This window comes from Halorientalis regularis, assembly GCF_023698535.1.
GTDB classification, from domain to species: Archaea; Halobacteriota; Halobacteria; order Halobacteriales; family Haloarculaceae; genus Halorientalis; species Halorientalis regularis.
In genome coordinates this window covers 82003-100536 of sequence record NZ_JALJCL010000003.1, presented here as the reverse complement: position 1 = coordinate 100536, position 18534 = coordinate 82003, and the positions used below count along the sequence as shown (strand labels likewise).

The window sequence follows — 18534 nt, the reverse complement described above, 5'->3', positions numbered from 1 at the left end:
ACCGGGTACCACGGCCGGTAGCCGAGGCTCTACTGCTCCCGGACCGTCGCGTCCTCGTCGCTCCCGACGTAGATGGCGTCGGCCAGGCCGACGAACAGTCCGTGTTCGAGGACGCCCGGCAGTGCCGAGAGATCGGTCGCAAGCCCCGCGGGGTCGTCGATTGCCTCGAAGTCACAGTCCAGTACGAGGTTCCCGTTGTCGGTGACGACCGGGCCGTCCTTCCGTTCGGCGGCCCGCAGTTCGGGGTCTCCCCCCAGGTCCCGGATGCTCGCGGCGACCGGTTCGCGGGCGTCGGGGAGGACTTCGACTGGAACCGGGGCCGACAGTCGGTCGGCGAGCTTGGATTCGTCGGCGACCACGAGAAAGCGGTCGGCCGCGGCGTCGACCAGTTTCTCCCGGGCGTGGGCCGCCCCGCCGCCCTTGATCAGGTCGCCGTCGGCCACCTGGTCGGCCCCGTCGATGGCGACATCGGGGGTCGCGTCGTCGAGCGTCGTCAGTGGAATCCCGACCTCGCGGGCGAGCTCCCGGGACTGGTAGGAGGTCGCGATACCCTCGACGTCGAGGCCGGAATCGACCGTCCGGCCGAGCGCCCGGATGGCGTGGGCTGCGGTGCTGCCGGTCCCCAGTCCCACGACCTGTCCGTCGTCGACGGCGTCGGCGGCGGCCTCGCCGGCCCGTCGCTTCGCCTCGTCGCTCCCGCCGCGTTTCATGCCCGGAGGGACCGCACCCGCGAACAAAAAGCCGTGGGATCGCCCGACCAGGAGGCGGATACTTTTAGGGGTCACACCCGTCGCCTCGCGTATGTTCGGAACCAGCGGCATCAGGGGCCCGGTGGGCGAGACGGTGACCGCGGACCTGGCGCTCTCGGTCGGGCGCGCCCTCGGCGCCGACACCGAGCGGGTCGTCGTCGGCCGGGACCCCCGCGAGAGCGGTGCGTTGCTCACCGACGCCCTGGCCGCCGGCCTGCGCGAGTCGGGGACGGACGTGCTGGACCTGGGACTGGCGGCCACGCCGACCGTCGCCCGCGCCGTGGCGTGGGCGGACGCCGACGCCGGCGTCTCGATCACCGCTTCGCACAACCCGCCCGAAGACAACGGCATCAAACTCTGGCAGGCGAGCGGCCAGGCCTTCGACGCCGAGCGCCGCGGGACCATCAGCCAGCGCGTCCGCGAGGACGCCGCCGACCTCCGAGACTGGGACAGCCTCGGGAACCGCCAGGACGCCGATGCCCGCGAGCGCCACGTCCGAGAACTCGTCGCGGCTGTCGACATCGACGCCCCGCCCTCCGTCATCGTCGACGTGGGCAACGGGGCCGGCGGCGTCACCGTCGACGCCCTCCAGGAACTCGGCTGTACTGTGGAGACGCTGAACGCCCAGCCCGACGGGTCGTTCCCGGGTCGGCCCAGTGAACCGACCGCCGAGAATTGCCAGTCCCTGGCGACGCTGGTCGCCGAGACCGACGCCGACCTCGGGATCGCCCACGACGGGGACGCCGACCGGATGCGCGCCGTCGCGGGGGACGGCACCTACCTCTCGGGGGACGTGACGCTCGCTCTGTTCGCCCGGGCGGCCGCCGAGGCGGGCCAGCGGATCGCCGCGCCCGTCGACACCAGCCTCGCGGTCGCGGACCACCTCGCCGAGATCGACGTGGCCGTCGAGCGGACGAAGGTCGGCGACGTGTACGTGGCCGAGCGCGTCGCGGCGGACGGCGTGGCCTTCGGCGGCGAGCCAAGCGGCGCGTGGATCTGGCCCGACGCGACGCTGTGTCCCGACGGGCCGCTGGCGGCGTGTCGGCTGGTCGAACTCGCCGCCGAGCGCCCGCTGGCCGAACGGGCGGCCGAGATCGACACCTACCCGATCCATCGCGACAGCGTCGCTGTCGAGGACAAGACCGCCGTCATGGACCGGGTGCGGGAACTGGTGGCCGACCGGTACGACGCCGTCGAGACGATGGACGGGGTGCGGGTCGACCTGGGCGACGGCTGGTTCCTCCTGCGGGCCAGCGGGACCCAGCCGCTGGTCCGGATCACGGCCGAGGCACGCGAGGCTGGGCGGGCCGAATCGATCTTCGCCGACGCTCGGGACCTGCTGGAAACCGCGAGAAGCTGAGGGGTGGTTCCGGGCGGCGGGCCGTACCGTCCCGCCGGGGGTGGTTATCCGCGCCGCGTCGACCGCGCTTTCCGGACGTCAGCGCCGTCGCGAATCTTGTCCTCACACTGTGGACAGACCCGTGGTGCTTGGATGCCGTTCGGTGTGAAGACACGTGCATACGCGGCAGTGACAAAAGCGCCGCAGTTCTGACATTCCGGCATACATTCGGTGCATAGGATGGTGTTGTCTTAACTTTGGGTGGTGCCTGTGACACTCTCTCATGCTGCTGAACCGTTCGGACACCTCCAGAGACGGCGAGTCCGGTCGGTACCGAAACGGTTTGCCGATACGTTCCCGCCCGACACTGCTGATCGCGGCCACCGACCGTCGGGCGCGACGCTCCGGATACCCGTCAGGAACGTGCCCGGACGTCACCGCCGACACAGCCTTTTGCCGGTCCCGGTCGTACGCCACGCTATGGCACGTACTGCCGTGATCGCCGGCGTCGGCCCCGGGCTCGGCGAGTCGATCGCCCGCCGGTTCGCCGCCGAGGGCTGTCGCGTCGGCCTGTTCGCCCGCTCGGAATCGTACCTCGACGACCTCGCCGCCGAACTGGACGAGACCGCCGGCGCGGGACTGGCGGTCCCGACGGACCTCACCGACCCGGCGGCGATTGCCGACGGTTTCGCGGCCGTCCGCGAAGCGTTCGGTCCCGTCGACGTCCTCGTCAACCACGCCAGTGCCGCCTCGTGGGACGGGCTCACCGACATCTCGGCCGAATCGCTCGACCGCGCGCTCGCCGTCGGGCCGAAGGCCGCGCTCCACTGCTCGCAGGAGGCCGTCCCGGACATGCTGGACGGCGACGGCGGGACGGTGATCTTCACCGGGGCGACCACCTCTGTCCGGGGCCGAGAGGGCGCAGTCGGGTTCTCCGCCGCGAAGTTCGCCTGTCGCGGCATGGCCGAGTCCATGGCCCGCGAACTCGGGCCCGAGGGGATCCACGTCGCCCACGTCGTCCTCGACGGGATGATCCGGCCCCCCGACGCCGAGGTCGAGAACGACGCGGACTCCCTCGACCCCGACGCCATCGCCGACAGCTACTGGCACCTGGTCGAACAGGACGAGTCGGCGTGGACGCTGGAACTGGACCTGCGCCCCCACGTCGAGGCGTTCTAGAGCGTGACCCTGACGTCTAGCTCCCGGTCGCAGGACGCCTCGAAGGCGGTGTCGGGACGCTCGTCCCGGTCGCTGTACCGGACCAGCGTCGCCGCGTCGAGTTCGGCGGGGACCTCGAAACTGAGGACGCCCGACCGGGTCTCCGCCGGCGAGAGGGTGAACCCGGTGTCGAAGGTCGCGTCGAGCGTTCGGAGCGGTGGCTCCAGATACCACTGCGCGTCACAGAGGTGCGCTCGCAGCCCGAACAGCCCGAACGGGGCGACCCTGACTTCTCGGTCGACGGCCGGCGTCAGTTCCAGCCGAAAGACGACGTAGACGTTGCCGCGAGTGGGAGTGTACGAGACGAACTCCGAGTCCTGCGGCGACATCGACGACTGTGTGCGGGCGTTCCAGCGCACCGAGAGGATCGTCTCCGCGTCGGCCGACCCGTCCACGGCCGTCGGGATCGGGTCGGCGCTCCCGGCGCTGGCTTCCACGACACAGCCCGCCGGAACCGGTTCCGCGGGACACCCGTCGGTGTCGCCGGCGCCAGCCCCCTCGGTCGCGGTGCCGCCGGTCGTGGCCGTCCCGCCCGTTCCGTCGTCGCGTGCGCCACAGCCCGCGAGTCCCGCGGCCAGCGCCAGCGCGCCGGTCCGGAGGGCCCGTCGTCGCGACAGTTCCATTAGACGATCCGGCGTCCACGACCGGAATAACCTCTCGGGTCGTGTCGGCGGGTCGAGCCCCGGCCGGTCCCGCTCACCGGTTGCGGCCGAGTTCTTCGTGGCTGGTCACCCAGTCCGAAGCCGAGATGGCCGAGGCCAGCGACAACTCCCCCGCGAGGACGACGCCGGCGGCGATCTCGGCGAACTTGTTGACGTTGCCCGCGCCGTCACAGTCCAGCAGCTGCAGGGCCTCGTTCTGGGTCGGCAGGCCCGTCCCGCCCCCGTAGGTCGCGACGATGAGCGAGGGAATCGTCACCGAGACGTGGACCGAATTGTCCTCGAGCAGGGTGCCGTTGACCAGCGCGGCGGAGGATTCGGCGACGTTGGCCTCGTCCTGCCCGGTGGCGACGAACAGCGCCGCCAGCCCGTTTGCCGGGTGTGCGCCGTTCGTGTTCGCTCCCGCCAGCATCGACCCGAGGTTGGCGACCTCGCCGTGGTGGACGAGACTCTCCGGGTCGGCCCCAAGGTGGTGCGTGAACACCTCCTCCGGGATGGTGGCCTCGGCGGTCACCCGCTTGCCGCGGGTCATCATGTCGTTGACCTGGGAGTGTTTCTTGTCGGTGGCGAAGTTCCCCTCCAGATAGAAGTTCTCGACGTAGCCGGGGAACTCACTGAGGATCCAGTTGCAGGCCGCGAAGGTGGCCTTCCCGACCATGTTCTGGCCGGCGGCGTCGCCGGTCCTGAAGTCGAAGCGGAGGAAGGCGAGGTTGTTCGTGAGGTAGTCCTCGATCTCGACGAGTTCCGCGACACTCGAGGTCCCCTCGGCTTTCGCCTTGACCGTGTCGTAGTGGTCGAACACCCAGTCGCGGAAGTCCCGGGCGGTGCGGGCGTCCTCGAAGACGAAGACCGGTGCGCGGTTCATCCGGTCGTCGACGACGGTAGCCTTCACGCCGCCGGCCAGGTTGAGCGCCTTCATCCCGCGGCTGTAAGAGGCCACGAGCGTCCCCTCGGTCGTGGCAAGCGGGATGGGGTACTCGCCGTCGGCGTGCTCGCCGTTCACTTTCAGTGGTCCCGCGAGCCCCATCGGCATCTGGGCGACGCCGACGAAGTTCTCGATGTTGCCCTCGAGTTCCTGGGGATCGACGGAGTAACTGCTGATGTGGTCCAGTTCCGTATCGGTCCGTTCGGCGAGGTACTCGTGGCGTTCTTCGATGGCCTCGGTGCTGTAGTTGTCGACCTCGTCCCGCGGGACGCTTGGCACCGTCTCCTCGTCCCGGATAGTGTCGGTGACCGACAGCGACAGCGACCCGAAGGGGTGAGCCACGAAGTCGATCTCGATGTCGTGGTCGCCGGTCGGGAGGTCGAGTCCGGCGACGGTGACGTACACCGTCCGCCCGACCGGGAACCCCAGCGGCTCGTCCTCGTCGACCTCGGTGAGCGCGTAGGTCTCGCCCTCCGAGGTTTCGAGGGTCACGTCGCTGGGCATGACCTCGTCGCCGTTGATCTCCAGCCGTTCGAGGCCCCCGAACTCCGCGTCCTGCAGCCTGTTTTTCACCTCGAAGCGCACCCCGTCGTCGGTGTTCGTCAGACTCCCGTACGTGTACAGGCGCTTCAACACCTTCTCGGGCACGTCGAGCGAGACGACGCCGTTCCCGCCGACGAGGTTCGCGTAGAGCCTGTTCAGTATGCCGCTGTCTGGCTTCGGGACGACCATTGCATCTATTTCTTCCCAAAAAATAGGATTAAAATTTTCCATCTACAGCAAGAATACCCGAAGATATAGCATCTAGGATTAAAATACCCGAACAGTTCCGGTTGCCCATCACTGTGCAGTGTGGTCGCGGTTCAGCGGGAATCGAGCGGTCGCGTGGACGGCTGTCAGGTCTCTAGTCGGTCCAGCACGGCGTCGGCGTCGTAGTTCAGCGTCAACTCACGCGAGCGGCCGCGGCCGTCGACATCGGTGTAGGTGGCGTCGATGATTCCGAGTCGGTCGAGTTTGTTGATGATCTCGGAATAGCGGGTGTAGCCCAGGTCGGTCTGCTCGTGGAAGGTCTCGTAGACTTCGCCGGCCTGCTCGCCGGAGTGTTCGGCGATCACCGCGACGAGGGCCGCCTCGCTGTCCGAGAGCCCACGGAGCGCCCGCGAGAGGTGGACGAATTTCGACTTGTCGTAGGCTTCCTCCACGTCGTCGACGCTGACCTCCTTGGCGGCGCGCATCTCGGCGTTGAGGCCGGCCCGCCGGAGCAGGTCGATCCCGACCCGCAGGTCGCCGTTGGACTCGGCGGTGAGTTCGGCCACCCGATCCAGCACCGTCGGCGAGATCACGCCGTCGTGAAAGCCCCGGTCGACGCGCTCTTGCAGGATGTCGACGATCTCGCCCTCGTCGTACTTGGGAAAGTACACCTCCTCGGGGCGAAACACCGACTGGACGCGGCCGTCGAGTTCCTCGATCACGTCGAGATCGAGGTCCGAGGAGATACAGATGACGCCGATCTTCGCGCCGGCGTGTTCCTCGTGGGCGCGAAGCAGGGAATAGAGCGTGTCGGAGGCCTCGTTCTCGTAAAAGAGGTAGTTCACGTCGTCCAGCGCGACGACGAGGACCTCCTCGTCGTCGACCAGCCGGTCGGTCACCTGCTCGAACAGCCGCTTGAAGGAGATGCCCGAGGAAGGTGGCTCGTAGTCGAAGATACCCTCGAACAGTCTGGAAAAGACCGAATAGCGGGTCCCGTTGACCTGGCAGTTGACCCGGACCGCCCGTACGTCGGCGGTCTCGGCGCGTAACTCCGTGAACAGCTTCTGGATGGCCGTCGTCTTGCCCGTGCCGGGCGGGCCGCGGGCGATGACGTTCAGCGGCCGCGAGCCCCGGACTGCCGGCCGGAGCGCGTACTTCAGGCTCTCCATCTGGGAGGTCCGGTGGTGGAACGTCTCGGGCAGGTAGTCGATCTCGAAGACGTGTTCGTTCCGGAACACCGACTCGTCCCACGAGAGCATCCCCTCCTCGGGGTCGTCGGTCATCACTTTCACCACGCTCCCCACAGGACTTAATTGTTCGCCAGCGCTCAGACCTCGGCGACCGGCAACTCGACGACGAACACGGCTCCGGACTCGCCGTCGGCCCGGTCCTCGACCCACACGTCGCCGCCGTAGCCCTCGACGAGGCTGTAGACTAGATAGAGGCCAATCCCCGACCCCGGACTGTCCAGCCCCTTCTCGCCCTTGCCGAAAATCGTCTCTTTCTGTGCGTCGGGGACGCCCGGTCCGTCGTCGGTCACCCGGACGCGGACCACGTCGTCGTCGCGTTCGGCCGCGACCGACACCGTCGGTGACGGCCCGTCGTTGTGCTGGACCGCGTTGTTCAGCAGGTTCCGGAACACCGACGGGAGCATCCCGTCGGCCGCGACCCGGGTGTCGGGTACCTCGCCCTCGATCTCGAAGGTCGCGTTCGGGTAGGACTCGCGGTGCTTTTCCAGTTCCGTCTCCAGCGCGTCGGTGAGGTCGGTCGGCTCCGGTTCGATCTCTCCGTCGCCGACCACGACGTCGACGTGATCGCGGGCGATCTCGGTGAGTTCCACGACGTGTTCGCTGGCCCGTTCGATCCGGTCGAGTGCATCCGCGCCGTCCTCGCCGACGTGGGCTTCCAGGGCTTCCAGCCACGCCAGCACCACGGTCATGTCGTTGCGGATGTCGTGGCGCACGACACGGTTGAGGACTTCGAGCTGTTCGGTCCGCTCGGCCAGCTGGCGCTCCCGTTCGACCCGGTCGGAGACGTCCCGCACCGTCGCGACTACCTTCCGCAACTCGCCGTCGAATCGGACCGCAGAGAGTCTGATGTCGATCACGTCGAGGATGCCCGTCGGCGACTCGATGTCGATCTGTGTTCGCTCGTCGCCGCCCTCGACGAACGCCTCGAAGGCCCGCTCGAACTCCGCGACCGGTTCCTCGCCAGCTATCCCTTCCTCGGCGAAGACGCGCACCGTGTTCCCGATCCAGCGTTCCCGGTCGATGCCGGTCACTTCGGCGATCCGCGGATTGACGTACTCGATGATCCCATCAGTGTCGAAGACGTACACGCCGTCGCTCACGTTCTCGACGATGGTCTCGTAGAGCGTGACCTCTCGCTCCGAGTCCTTGCGGTCCGAGATATCTCTGACCCTGGCACAGATGGTTTCGTTCCCGTTCGACTCGATGACCGAGAGGGCGACTTCCGTCCAAAAGGGCGTGCCGTCGCTGTGCTGGCTGTACCACTCGATCGTCGTCGGCCCTTCCTCGCGTGCCCGAGCGACGAGTTCGTCGGGACCCGTCGGCCACTCCCAGCCGTCGGCCGTCACGTCAGACAGCGTCACCTCGTCCAGTTCCGTCTCGTCGTAGCCCACCAGTTCGCAGTACCGTTCGTTGGCGTCGAGAACCGCCCCCGTATCGGGATCGAAGACGACGAGCGCGTCGGCGGCGTGCTCGAAGAGCGACCGGTAATCTACCTCCCCAGTCATTCTTGCCACCTATGTCGATCCCGCACATCATGCTTTTGCCCTGCTCGGACACGGTACTGAAACCTGTCCGCGCCGGTGCGCCGACACGCCGCCCGTCCCTGCCCGGCGACTACTGCTCGGTCAAAAAACAGTGCTGCCGAGTCGGCACTGAGTGGACCACCATTGGTAAAGAGTTAACAGCACGACACTGGAACGATCGCGGTACGTAGCACGTCCGGGGGGACGTGGGGGACCAATGCACTGGGTACTCGTCGTTTCGACCGTCGGAATCGGCATTGCACTGCGTGCGCTCGCTCGCGTCCGGGCGATCACGACCGGCCGAGCGACTGCACTGGGCGTCGCCGTCCCGCTGTTCGTCGGGCCGGCGAGCGCGAGCGCGGCCGATCAAGTGGGCTCGGTCGCGTGCCAACTCGGCATCGGCGACCTCGTCACGTTCGCCATCGCCGCCCTCGCCGTGTTCCACGTCGTAAAAGGCGCGATCACCGCGACGGTCGCGTTCGACAAACTCGGCTCCCCTCGCGCCGATCGACAGCGCCAGGGCCGCCGCGCCATGGTCGGTGCGCTCCAGGCCACCGCCGGCGCCGTCTTCCCCGTCGTCGTCGGCGCCATCTTCACCGTCGTCTTGGACTTCGAACTCGGCGCGTGTATCCATCTCCTCTGATCGGTTCCGGGGTCTCGCACCGGAAGACTCGCCCCTCTCGTCTTCCGAGTGCTCACGAGCGCGACGCTCTCGTGGCATACCGAAACCCTCCGGTTTTCGTGGACTCCCGTTCGCTCCGCTCCCGGGAATCCTGCCCGACCCCGCTGCTCGCAGGTCGTGCCTCCCCGCTCGCAGTTTCCGGGGTCTCGCTCCGCTCGTCCTCCCTGCTCACGGCTCCCTGCGGTCGCCGTTCGTATTTTCGGAGGCTCTCACTCCGTTCGAGCCTCCCTATTCGAACTTCGCCAACAATCTCCGATAGAACGCCTTCGACTGCTCGTCCCCGTCCTCGGCTAATTTCTCCACGATCAACTCCGGCGTCGAGCGAGCAAGCTCGCCCTTGACCGGCGACCGGTTCACCCGAAGCTCCCCGTCTTCGAGCCCGACGGCCTGAATCCCGTCGACCTGCACGTCGAAGTCTGCGGCCGCCCGAATCTCCCGGGCCAGATGGGAGACGAACACCGCCGTCGCGCCCCGCTCGTCCAGCGCTTCGAGGATACCCGCCATGATCTTGGCGCTCGCACCCGGCTCCGTGATCGACTCGAGTTCGTCCACCAGCACGAGTTTCCGCGCCGATGCGGCCGTCTCGTCGTCCTCGTCGCCCACGCCGGTCACCAGACCGCCGAACTCTCGCAGCGTGGACTCGAAGGCCCCTGCGTCGAGGGTGCCCTGGGTCTTTGCGTGGTAGTGCAGTTCGGCGAGTCGCTCGACACGTGCCTCCGCCGCCGGCACTGGCAACCCCATGTGCGCGAGGAGGACCATCAGTGCAACGAGATCCAGCGTCGAGGTCTTCCCACCGCTGTTGACGCCGGACAACAGCGTCACGCCGTCCACACCGTAATCCACCGGCTCGACGGCCTCGAAGGGCACGTCCAGCAACGGCGAGCGCCCGCCCTCGATCTCGAAGCCGGGGTCGGCCGAGAGCGTCGGCATCGTGCAGTCGAAATCGCGGGCGAACCGCGCGATAGCTAGCTCCACGTCCAGATCCAGCGCGGCGTCGACCAGTTCCTCGGCGGCCGGGCGCGCGTCGGACAGTTCGCCCGCCAGCTCCCGCTTGCGCCGGGTCGCCCGCCGGTCCCGGGCCGCAGTCAACTCCTCGCGGAGCCGGGAGACCACGGACTCGTCGCGCTCGACCGGGAACGTGGGTTCGTCCGGGAACGTCTGGCGAGCGATGCGCTCGGTGTCGCGCAACTGGAGTGCGTCCACGAGGTGGTCGCGGGCGGCCGCCACGGCGTCGGCGTATTCGTCGGCCAGTTCCCGGCCCAGGAGCGAGTCCACGCCCGCGCCGCGTTCGACCAGCGTGAGCAGGTCCGCGCCCTCGATGGTCACGTCCCGCTCCTCGATGGCCTCCCGAAGCCGGTCGTTGGCGACGGACTCGGCGGTCGAGACCGCGGCGTCGAGGTCGTCGACGGCCGTCGTCAGCCGGTCGAGTTCCTCGTCGCCCCGGACCTGCCCGTCGTCGTCGAGCTGGTCGAGGGCGTCCGCCAGCGCGTCCAGATCGCAGTCGACCTCGATATCGGCCTGCTGAGCGACCGTGGCGGCCGCTCGCAGGCTGTCGCGGTTGCGCGCGAAGAAGGTCAGGACGCGCTCGGGGACGACCTCGGCCGGGTTCTCCAGCGCCGACGGCTCGACGCGTACGTCGCCGTCGACCTCGACGCCCGTGAAGTCCTCGTCGAGCGCGATCACGGTGGCGTAGCCCCGCGCGAGTTCCGACAGCTTCCGGGCGTCGTCGACGAGTTCGACGCTGACCTCCGGGATCGCCTCCTGTGCCCGGGCGTAGGTCTCGGCGTCACCAGTCGCCAGACAGCGGTCGCGGATCCGCACGTCACCGGGCGCGTCCAGCGGTTCCACACCCGCGAGTGCGTCCCGGACCGCGGGGTCGGGGTCGCGGTCCATCGCCGCCGTCGCGAACGCCCGGACCTCCTCGATCCGGGACTCGGTGGCGCTGGGGTAGATCGTCTCCAGTCGCCGGGCGGCGTAGTCGGTGACTGTCCGCGCCTGGAGCAAAGAGAGCGCCTCGCGGTAGAGTTCGCTGGCGCGGTCGGTCCCGAGGAAGCCGCCGGGATCGTCGTGGTCGCGCCTGATCGCGCCGCGAGCGATCCGTGCCGCTCGGCCCTCGCTGATGCCGGGTGCGCGGGCGATGGCGGCCACGTCCCCCTCTCGGAGCGCACGCTCGGGATCGTCGAGTTCGGCCAGTCGCTCGGCCGTCTTCGCGCCGACCCCGGGAATCGCTTCCAGGTCCATCGACCCGTCCTACCGAACCCGAGGGCAAAAGCGTTCCCGGGTCAGCACGACAGCGGCGCGCTCAGGACCCGGACCCGTTCGAGCCGAGATCGAAGCCGTCGGATTCGTCGTCCAGGTCCGCGGCCGCTCCCCCGTCGTCATCGCCGGCCGCTTCCGTGGCCGACTCGACCGCGTCGTCGACGTGGTCCAGGACGTCGTCTTCGGTCTCGTCGGTCGAACTCCCGTCCGCCTCGTCCGGGCCGTCACCGGCCACCGCCGTCGCCCGCGGAATCTCCGCCGTCAGTCGGGATTCCGCCGTGTCCGAACCCGCCCGCTCGGTGTCGTCGCCGGGCGCCGAGGCAACGGCGTCGGTTCCGTCCGTGCCTTCGACCCGCTCGTCCGGTTCGGCGTCGGCCGACTCGGCTCGGTCCCCGTCCACGACCGGCTCGGTCCCGTCGCTGTCGTCCGCTGCCCCGGCGGTCCCGGCGGAGTCGTCGGTATCGTCGTTCTCGGCGTCGGGACCTCCGGTCTCCGCCGTGTCGGCCGGGGCTGCGACGGCACCGTCGGTATCCCCGTTCTCGCTCGCGTCGGCCGCCGTCGGCTCCCCGTCGGCGTCGCCAGTGTCGGAATCGGCGCTGGCAGTCCCGTTGGCACCGGATTCGCTCCGCGCCACGTCCGACACGTGGTCGGGGACGACGGCCTCGGCGTCGACCGCGGGGAGAGCCGCGCCGATCCGTCGGTAGGCGTCGGCGGCCGCGTCGTCGGGTGCGACGGCCGTGATCGGGCCCCCGGTCGTGTGGTGCGGGACGACCCCCAGCAGGCCGCTGTCCAGTTCGCTTGCGGCCTCTCTCGCTCGTCGCCCCTCGCCGTGGGTCACGACGGCACCGAGCAGGTCCGCACCCACGTCGGCGGCGAGTTGCCCCGTCTTTTCCATGTCCTCGACGGCGTTCGGTTCGGGCGTCGTCACCAGCACGACGCCGTCGACCGCCTGATACGTCATGACTCCCTCGTTCTGCAGGCCCGGAGCCGTATCGACCAGCACCACGTCGTAGGCGATGCCGAGCAGATTGAACACCTTCCGGAGTCGTGCCGGGTCCGCGTCGGCGAACGACGCCAGATCCCGGTCGCCCGGAACCACCGCGAGACCGCCCGGTCCGTCGACGACGGCCTCCCGAACCGCCGTGTCTTCGGCCAGCACGCTGTGGAGCCCTCGCTCGTGGTCGACGTGTAGCTGCCGGCCCACGTCGGGCATCGCCAGATCCGCGTCGACGACGACCACCTCGTAGCCGGCCTGTCCCAGTACGACGCCGAGGTTGATCGCCGTCGTCGTCTTGCCGACGCCTCCCTTGCCGCCGGCGATCGCGTAGACACCGTCCCCCATCGTTCGTTTCACGCCCCTCTCAACTGATATAATCGGTGCCGTTAGTTGCCGGCAATTTAAGTCATCCCGTCGGTATCGGACGCGAGACAACGGGCTTTTGCGCCACGACGGCGAAGCGGGGCCATGGCAGCCGAGGACACCAGTGTCGACGCGGACGCGGTCTCGGACAGGATCGCGGCCGTCCGCGACGACCTGGCCGAGATGGACGGCGTGTTGATCGCCTTCTCCGGTGGCGTCGATTCCAGCGTCGTCGCCGCCCTGGCCCACGACGCCCTGGGCGAGGACGCCGTCGCCTGCACAGCCAAAAGCGAGACCCTCCCCGCCGAGGAACTGGACGACGCCCACCGGGTGACCGACGAGATCGGCATCCGCCACGAGATCGTCGAGTTCTCGGAACTCGAAAGCGACGAGTTCGTCGCCAACGGCGAGGACCGCTGTTATCACTGCCGGTCGATGCGCCTCTCGGCGATGTACGACCGCGCCCGCGAACTCGACATCGGCGTCGTCTGTGACGGCACGAACGCCTCCGACACCGGCGAGGGGCATCGTCCGGGCCTCCGGGCCGTCGAGGAACTCGACGCCTACTCCCCGTTGCTGGAACACGGCATCACCAAGCCCGAAGTCCGGGAGATCGCCCGCCAGTACGACCTCTCGGTCGCCGACAAGCCCTCGATGGCCTGTCTCTCCTCGCGTATTCCCACGGGCCTGGAAGTCACCGAGGACCGCCTCTCGCGCATCGAGAAGGCCGAACGCCTCCTCCGGACCTGGGGCTTCGAGCAATTCCGCGTGCGCGACCACGACGACCTCGCCCGCATCGAGGTCGCCGAGGACGAACTCGACGTGGCGCTGGATCCTGACTTCGTGCGGGCCGCCCGCGACCACATCGGCGACCTCGGGTTCGACCACGTGACGCTCGACCTCCACGGCTACCAGACCGGCAGTGTGAGTCCCGACGACGAGGACGACGAACCGCTCGTCGAGGACGTGTTCGACACCGATTACCCGACCGGGGAGTGACTGTCCGCGAAACCGGATCCCAAACGACGAGCTGGTCGCGCAGTCACGGGCGCGCGAACTACTCGGATCGCTCTTCGATGGACTCTATCGTTCGATTCAGTTCCGCTACGGAACGGGACAGGTTCCACAACTGGAAGACGATCACGACGAGAAGCGAGACGACGATGGCTGCAATCGTGAACTCGACCGGTGCCACGACCGCGGTCCCGATGACGAACGACCCGAGCAGGAGTGCGAGCAACAGCCTCGCGAACGACTCCGAACTGATACCGCTGGACGTGTTCGCCTCCTCGTCGTGACTGGACATCGGTAGTCCCCAAATCAATCAGCGTGTCAATACTTCTTTCGCTCGGAAATTGGCCGTTCGATAGCCGATCTGTATCTCGGAACGGACGCCGTCACTCACTCCACCGCCCCGATGTCCCGATATCCGGTCTCGTTCTCCCGCAGAATCTCGGTTTCCCCGGTCTCCTGATCGTGTTCGAGTTCGTTGACCGCGCAGTTACCCTGCGAGAAGTTCGTCAGCGCCGCCGACAGATCCAGCCCCCGGAGATGGGCCAGCAGGACGTAGATCGGCCCGCCGTGGGTCACGACCAGCACTTCCTCGTCCGGGCCGGCCCCCTCAAGGAGGTCGTCCCACGCCGCGATGACGCGTTCGCGGGCCTCCAGCAAACTCTCGCCGCGCTCGGGCGTGTTCTCGAGCCCCACCATGCCGAAGGAGGCCCGGTGTTCGGGGAACTCGCTGAACACCTGTTCGTAGCTCAGGCCCTGGAACGCGCCGAAGGAGCGTTCCCGCCACCCCTTCGTGAACTCGGGTTCGGGAAATTCGCCCGCAGAACGGAGGTGGGCGCTCGTCTCGCGGGTGCGCCGGAGGTCGGAGGCGACGATGCGGTCGAGGTCGTAGGTGTCGTCGAGGTGGCGGCCCACGGCGCGGGCCTGGCGGCGGCCACGGTCGTTCAGCGGCGAGGCGGCCCACCCCTGGATGCGCCCCTCGCGGTTCCACTCGGTCTCGCCGTGTCGGACTGCCACGACCGTCGTCATCGACCAGGGATTCGGCGGGGGTCGAAAAGAGTGTGTCCGTTTCCTACCGACCGCGCTGCCAGCGCCACAGCACCAGACCCCCCTCGTAGAGCACGACCACCGCGCCGACGGCGATGGCCGTCTCGGTCGTCGAGAGGTATGTCACGTCGACCCGCCGGAGCAGGCCGGGATCGGGGCTGGCGAGGTAGCCGACGACGACCGCGCCGAGCCAGACCGGGACCCGGGTGCGGGCCAGCACTCGCCGGACCCGGTAATCGCGTGTGACGCGCCGGACGAGGCGGTTGATCCCCTCGAAGACGCCGATGATGGCGAGCCCGACGATGATCGGTGTGGCCGAGGTCAGTCCCAGATAGGCGAGGCCGTCGGTCACGGCCGGCGGGAGCTGGCCGAAGTAGCCCGTCGGCATCGGGGCCGGACTGACGATGTAGGCGACGGCGGCGACGATGGTGTACAGGAGCGGGCGGAGGGCGGCCACCTGGTCGACCGCGGCGGTCCGTGCGTCCGTCCCGGTCCACCGGAGCAGCCCCAGGGTCCCCTCGAACAGGACGACCATCGTCGACGCGACCAGGATAGGTGCCATCCCGGTCGGATCGGGGCTGAAGAAAAAAGCGATGGTGAGGAACCCACCCCAGAAGTAGAGCCGGCGGGCTTCGAGCCACCGGCGGGTGGTGATGCCCATCATGATCGCGAGCATCACGAACAGCGGAATCTGGAAGATGAAGGCGAACAGGCCGAGCATCATCACCATCAGGTTGAACGTCTCGGACAGTCCAAAGGCGATGATAGCGGCGCTCTCGGAGTAGTAGAGGAAGTACGTGAAGATGGCCGGCAAGACGAGGAAGAACGCGAACGCGACGCCGACGCCCGCGAGGATCAGACTCGTCGGGACCGCCGCGAGGTAGTATTTCCGTTCGCGGGGGTAGAGCCCGGGGCGCATGAACAGGTACGTCTGGTAGACGAACACCGGGAGCGCGACGATGAAGCCGGCCAGCGTCGAGACCTTCAGCCGGGCGATCATCAGCGAGAGCGGGTGATAGACGCGGGGACAGGACGAGGCGGTCGCGCCGGCCGGCGGCGGACACTGCGAAGCCACGCCCGGCAGGAACGAGAACCAGAGGAACGTGATCAGGCGGTCGGCGAACGGGAAGGCGACGCCCGCGACGACGGCCATGGCCAGGACGACGACGCCCAGCCGGCGGACCATCTCCTCGATGTGTTCCGTCAGGGGCATCTCCTCGTCGTCGGGCGCACCGGGTGTGCCGGCGCCCGTCCCTGTGCCTGGCGGGTCGCCGCCGGGCGGGTTCGGATCCGGCTCCGGGCGGTCGGGGCCCTCGATGTCCATCTCCGAGTAGAGCCCCGGTTCGCCGTCGCTCATGTGAGGGCCAGTAGCTGGTGGGCTGTTGTAAACTTTCTTTTCCCGGCCCCGGCGCGGCCACGCGCATCGAAAAGGTTGATAACGGGGTATCGGCAATCACCGCACGACAATGTCCGGGGCGATCGACGACGACACCCGCCGAGCCGTCAATAGCGGTCGACAGACGATCGGCGCGATGTTGTCGGCCGCCCAATCGCACCTCCAGAAGGTGTTCATCGTCGCCGTCCTCGGCCTCATGGGGACGATCTACGCCCTCCGGGAGTTCGGGTGGGCGATCCTCAAAGAGGACCTGTTCTCCCGACTGGCCGCGAAACATCCAGAGGCGTTCGAGTCCACCAAGATCATCGCTCGCACGCCCTTCGACGTGATTCTCCTGCAGGTGAAGATCGGCCTCGTCGTCGGTATCCTGCTCGGCCTGCCCGTTTTCCTGTGGTACTCGCGGGACGGCCTCCGCCAGCGCGGCCTCTGGCCCGGCGAGCGCGTCGCCCGCTGGAAGATCGCCCTGATCGTCCTCATGTCGGTTCTCCTGCTCGCCGTCGGGGTTTCGTACGGGTATTACATCTTTTTCCCCATCATGTTCGACTTCCTGGCGGCCAACGCCTACAACGTCGGGTTCCAGCCCACGTACTCCATCGTCAAGTGGGCCGAGTTCGTCTTCCTGCTCACCATCTCGTTCGGGCTGGCAGCCCAGTTGCCCCTGGCGATGAGCGCGCTGGCGTACTCGGGAATCGTCCCCTACGAGACCTTTCGGGACAAGTGGCGACACGCCGTCGTCGCGATCTTCGTCTTCGGCGCGCTGTTCTCCCCGCCAGAACCGTTCACCCAGATCATGTGGGCGATCCCCCTGTTGATCCTCTATGCCTTCTCACTCCAGTTGACGAAGATCGTCGTCGTCGCCAAACGGAGCGGGAGTGAGATCGACGTGCCCGGCGTCGCCCGCGCCAACTGGAACGTCCTGGCGGGCGTGGCTTTCCTCGCCGGCGTCGCCGTCTACGGCTTCTTCACCCGCGGTGGCGTCGCCGCGGCCAATCGTGCCATCGCGTCCCTACCGTTCGACACGTCGTTCCGGGTGGCCCCGGCCTCCCGACTCCTCGGCCTGCCGGACGATATCGCGGCGGCGCTCCTCGGTCTCGTCGTCGCCCTGTTCGCGGTCGGGGTCGCCCTGCTCGTCTTCGTCTCGCGGGCCCTGGGTGCGGCCGACCGGGCCAGATCCGGCCCGGCTCCCGCCAGCGCCGGCGCACCATCCGAGATCAGCCTCGACCCCCTCGACGCGGGCGGCGTGCGAGCGGCCCCGCCCGAGGCCTTCGCCGACCTCTCGGAGGACGACGCCGTCGCCAAGGCCCGGGCCGCCATGGACGAGGACGACCACGAGAAGGCACAGGCGATCCTCGACCGATACGACGAGGTGCAAGACCAGCTCGAAGCCCGCAAGCAGGCGGCCGAGGGCGAGACCGACGCGGCCGACGAGGACGAGGAAGGCGGCACGGCGACCCAGACCGCCGCGGGTATGGTCGACGCCTTCACCGAAGACGAGACCACCGAGGAAGACATCGGCGGCTACTACTACGACATCGCCTTCATCCTGGAGTCGCTGACCTCGAAGGCGTTCCGGCTGGTCGGGCTGTTCATGGTCGTGCTGGCCGGCTCGTTCATCTGGCTCTACCGGGGCGGGATTCGCGAGATCAAGAATCTCTTTTTCAGCAAGGTGCCCGAGGGCGTCGGCGGGAGCATCGACATCGTCACGCTCCACCCCGTCGAGGCGCTCATCTTCCAGATCAAGTTCTCGACGCTGCTGGCCATCGTGACGACGCTGCCGCTCTTGCTGTACTACGCCTGGCCGTCGCTGAAAGCGCGGGGCTGGGTCCGCGGCGACGCCCGCGTGATGCTCGTCTGGGGCGGGTCGCTGATCCTCGGGCTGATCGTCGGGAGCATCGTCGGCTTCCTGTTCGTCGCGCCGGCCGTCATCTCCTGGCTGGCCGCCGACGCCATCCAGGCCAACATGGTGATCGCCTACCGGATCAACAACTTCGGCTGGCTGGTCGTCTACACGACCGTCGGGATCGGCCTCCTGCTGGAGGTCCCCGTCTCGATGGCGCTGTTCCACGTCGGCGGGATCGCCTCCTACCAGACCCAGCGCAAGTACTGGCGGGAGGTCGTCGTCGCGATCTTCGCGCTGGCGGCATTTATTTCGCCACGGGGCGTGTTCACCATGTTGCTGATGGCGGTCCCCGCCGCACTGGCCTATCTCGCCGGCCTGGGACTGCTGTGGCTGATCACGCTCGGCGGTCGCCGGGGCCGCCCGCAACCCCAGGAGCCCACCGTGGAGTGACCCGCACGTAGATCCGGGGCTTCGGGTATCCACTCCGGAACTATCACGATAATTGTCGCTTTTACCGGCGTGAACA

At 68.2% G+C, this 18534-nt stretch carries 16 protein-coding genes; 5 read left to right on the top strand and 11 right to left on the bottom strand.

The features are described from left to right. Window positions 1-29: 29 nt before the first annotated feature. Window positions 30-710 carry a ribose-5-phosphate isomerase RpiA gene (rpiA, locus tag MU521_RS04530; protein ID WP_092688159.1) on the bottom strand — a complete coding sequence of 227 codons (681 nt, stop codon included), beginning with the start codon at window positions 708-710 and terminating at the stop codon, window positions 30-32. Between the two features lie 91 nt (window positions 711-801). On the opposite strand from rpiA, the gene glmM reads away from it, so the two are divergent. Continuing rightward, window positions 802-2109 carry a phosphoglucosamine mutase gene (glmM, locus tag MU521_RS04525; protein ID WP_092688162.1) on the top strand — a complete coding sequence of 436 codons (1308 nt, stop codon included), beginning with the start codon at window positions 802-804 and terminating at the stop codon, window positions 2107-2109. Window positions 2110-2153: 44 nt separating this feature from the next. Here the strand turns inward: glmM and MU521_RS21795 are convergent, their stop codons facing one another. Continuing rightward, window positions 2154-2312, bottom strand: a complete 159-nt coding sequence (locus MU521_RS21795) for a DUF7563 family protein (protein WP_422653630.1) — start codon at window positions 2310-2312, stop codon at window positions 2154-2156. A 256-nt stretch (window positions 2313-2568) separates the two neighbouring features. Between MU521_RS21795 and MU521_RS04520 the strand changes: the two genes are divergently transcribed. Next, entirely contained in the window at window positions 2569-3267 is a 699-nt protein-coding gene (locus MU521_RS04520; protein WP_092688165.1) for an SDR family NAD(P)-dependent oxidoreductase, read from the top strand. Here MU521_RS04520 and MU521_RS04515 read toward each other — a convergent pair. From MU521_RS04515 to MU521_RS04500, 4 genes are all read right to left on the bottom strand, one after another. After that, window positions 3264-3929, bottom strand: a complete 666-nt coding sequence (locus tag MU521_RS04515; protein WP_092688168.1) for a hypothetical protein — start codon at window positions 3927-3929, stop codon at window positions 3264-3266. The two genes, MU521_RS04520 and MU521_RS04515, sit on opposite strands and share 4 nt — an antisense overlap. Window positions 3930-4002: 73 nt before the next feature. After that, a complete protein-coding gene (locus MU521_RS04510) occupies window positions 4003-5622 on the bottom strand; it encodes a hydroxymethylglutaryl-CoA reductase (protein ID WP_092688171.1) in 1620 nt (539 codons plus the stop codon). Between the two features lie 164 nt (window positions 5623-5786). Next, on the bottom strand, window positions 5787-6923 hold the full coding sequence (locus MU521_RS04505; RefSeq protein WP_092688174.1) for an ORC1-type DNA replication protein: 1137 nt from the start codon (window positions 6921-6923) through the stop codon (window positions 5787-5789). Window positions 6924-6967: 44 nt separating this feature from the next. Further along, on the bottom strand, window positions 6968-8395 hold the full coding sequence (locus MU521_RS04500; protein ID WP_092688177.1) for a sensor histidine kinase: 1428 nt from the start codon (window positions 8393-8395) through the stop codon (window positions 6968-6970). A gap of 235 nt (window positions 8396-8630) precedes the next feature. On the opposite strand from MU521_RS04500, the gene MU521_RS04495 reads away from it, so the two are divergent. Beyond that, a complete protein-coding gene (locus tag MU521_RS04495) occupies window positions 8631-9056 on the top strand; it encodes a hypothetical protein (protein WP_092688180.1) in 426 nt (141 codons plus the stop codon). A gap of 267 nt (window positions 9057-9323) precedes the next feature. Here the strand turns inward: MU521_RS04495 and MU521_RS04490 are convergent, their stop codons facing one another. Beyond that, a complete protein-coding gene (locus MU521_RS04490) occupies window positions 9324-11336 on the bottom strand; it encodes a helix-hairpin-helix domain-containing protein (RefSeq protein WP_092688183.1) in 2013 nt (670 codons plus the stop codon). Window positions 11337-11397: 61 nt separating this feature from the next. Then, a complete protein-coding gene (locus MU521_RS04485) occupies window positions 11398-12696 on the bottom strand; it encodes a P-loop NTPase (RefSeq protein WP_092688186.1) in 1299 nt (432 codons plus the stop codon). A 123-nt stretch (window positions 12697-12819) separates the two neighbouring features. Between MU521_RS04485 and larE the strand changes: the two genes are divergently transcribed. Then, on the top strand, window positions 12820-13713 hold the full coding sequence (gene larE, locus MU521_RS04480; RefSeq protein ID WP_092688189.1) for an ATP-dependent sacrificial sulfur transferase LarE: 894 nt from the start codon (window positions 12820-12822) through the stop codon (window positions 13711-13713). 58 nt (window positions 13714-13771) lie between these two features. Here the strand turns inward: larE and MU521_RS04475 are convergent, their stop codons facing one another. The 3 genes from MU521_RS04475 to tatC form a co-directional block, all read right to left on the bottom strand. Next, window positions 13772-14020 carry a hypothetical protein gene (locus tag MU521_RS04475; RefSeq protein ID WP_092688192.1) on the bottom strand — a complete coding sequence of 83 codons (249 nt, stop codon included), beginning with the start codon at window positions 14018-14020 and terminating at the stop codon, window positions 13772-13774. Between the two features lie 95 nt (window positions 14021-14115). After that, on the bottom strand, window positions 14116-14754 hold the full coding sequence (locus MU521_RS04470; RefSeq protein ID WP_092688195.1) for a histidine phosphatase family protein: 639 nt from the start codon (window positions 14752-14754) through the stop codon (window positions 14116-14118). Between the two features lie 43 nt (window positions 14755-14797). After that, window positions 14798-16129 (bottom strand): twin-arginine translocase subunit TatC, encoded by a 1332-nt coding sequence (gene tatC, locus MU521_RS21415; protein WP_175452770.1) that lies wholly within the window; start codon window positions 16127-16129, stop codon window positions 14798-14800. A 109-nt stretch (window positions 16130-16238) separates the two neighbouring features. Between tatC and MU521_RS04460 the strand changes: the two genes are divergently transcribed. Next, entirely contained in the window at window positions 16239-18458 is a 2220-nt protein-coding gene (locus MU521_RS04460; protein WP_092688198.1) for a twin-arginine translocase subunit TatC, read from the top strand. The last annotated feature ends 76 nt before the right edge of the window (window positions 18459-18534 follow it).

Bases quoted from the DNA above. Each gene is read 5' to 3' on its own strand.
- glmM (WP_092688162.1), top strand. From the start codon at position 802: ATGTTCGGAACCAGCGGCATCAGGGGCCCGGTGGGCGAGACGGTGACC.
- MU521_RS04460 (WP_092688198.1), top strand. From the start codon at position 16,239: ATGTCCGGGGCGATCGACGACGACACCCGCCGAGCCGTCAATAGCGGT.
- MU521_RS04500 (WP_092688177.1), bottom strand. From the start codon at position 8,395: ATGACTGGGGAGGTAGATTACCGGTCGCTCTTCGAGCACGCCGCCGAC.
- MU521_RS04510 (WP_092688171.1), bottom strand. From the start codon at position 5,622: ATGGTCGTCCCGAAGCCAGACAGCGGCATACTGAACAGGCTCTACGCG.
- MU521_RS04490 (WP_092688183.1), bottom strand. From the start codon at position 11,336: ATGGACCTGGAAGCGATTCCCGGGGTCGGCGCGAAGACGGCCGAGCGA.
- MU521_RS04505 (WP_092688174.1), bottom strand. From the start codon at position 6,923: ATGACCGACGACCCCGAGGAGGGGATGCTCTCGTGGGACGAGTCGGTG.
- MU521_RS04515 (WP_092688168.1), bottom strand. From the start codon at position 3,929: ATGGAACTGTCGCGACGACGGGCCCTCCGGACCGGCGCGCTGGCGCTG.
- tatC (WP_175452770.1), bottom strand. From the start codon at position 16,129: ATGAGCGACGGCGAACCGGGGCTCTACTCGGAGATGGACATCGAGGGC.
- MU521_RS04475 (WP_092688192.1), bottom strand. From the start codon at position 14,020: ATGTCCAGTCACGACGAGGAGGCGAACACGTCCAGCGGTATCAGTTCG.
- MU521_RS04495 (WP_092688180.1), top strand. From the start codon at position 8,631: ATGCACTGGGTACTCGTCGTTTCGACCGTCGGAATCGGCATTGCACTG.
- MU521_RS04470 (WP_092688195.1), bottom strand. From the start codon at position 14,754: ATGACGACGGTCGTGGCAGTCCGACACGGCGAGACCGAGTGGAACCGC.
- MU521_RS04520 (WP_092688165.1), top strand. From the start codon at position 2,569: ATGGCACGTACTGCCGTGATCGCCGGCGTCGGCCCCGGGCTCGGCGAG.
- rpiA (WP_092688159.1), bottom strand. From the start codon at position 710: ATGAAACGCGGCGGGAGCGACGAGGCGAAGCGACGGGCCGGCGAGGCC.
- MU521_RS04485 (WP_092688186.1), bottom strand. From the start codon at position 12,696: ATGGGGGACGGTGTCTACGCGATCGCCGGCGGCAAGGGAGGCGTCGGC.
- larE (WP_092688189.1), top strand. From the start codon at position 12,820: ATGGCAGCCGAGGACACCAGTGTCGACGCGGACGCGGTCTCGGACAGG.
- MU521_RS21795 (WP_422653630.1), bottom strand. From the start codon at position 2,312: ATGCCGGAATGTCAGAACTGCGGCGCTTTTGTCACTGCCGCGTATGCA.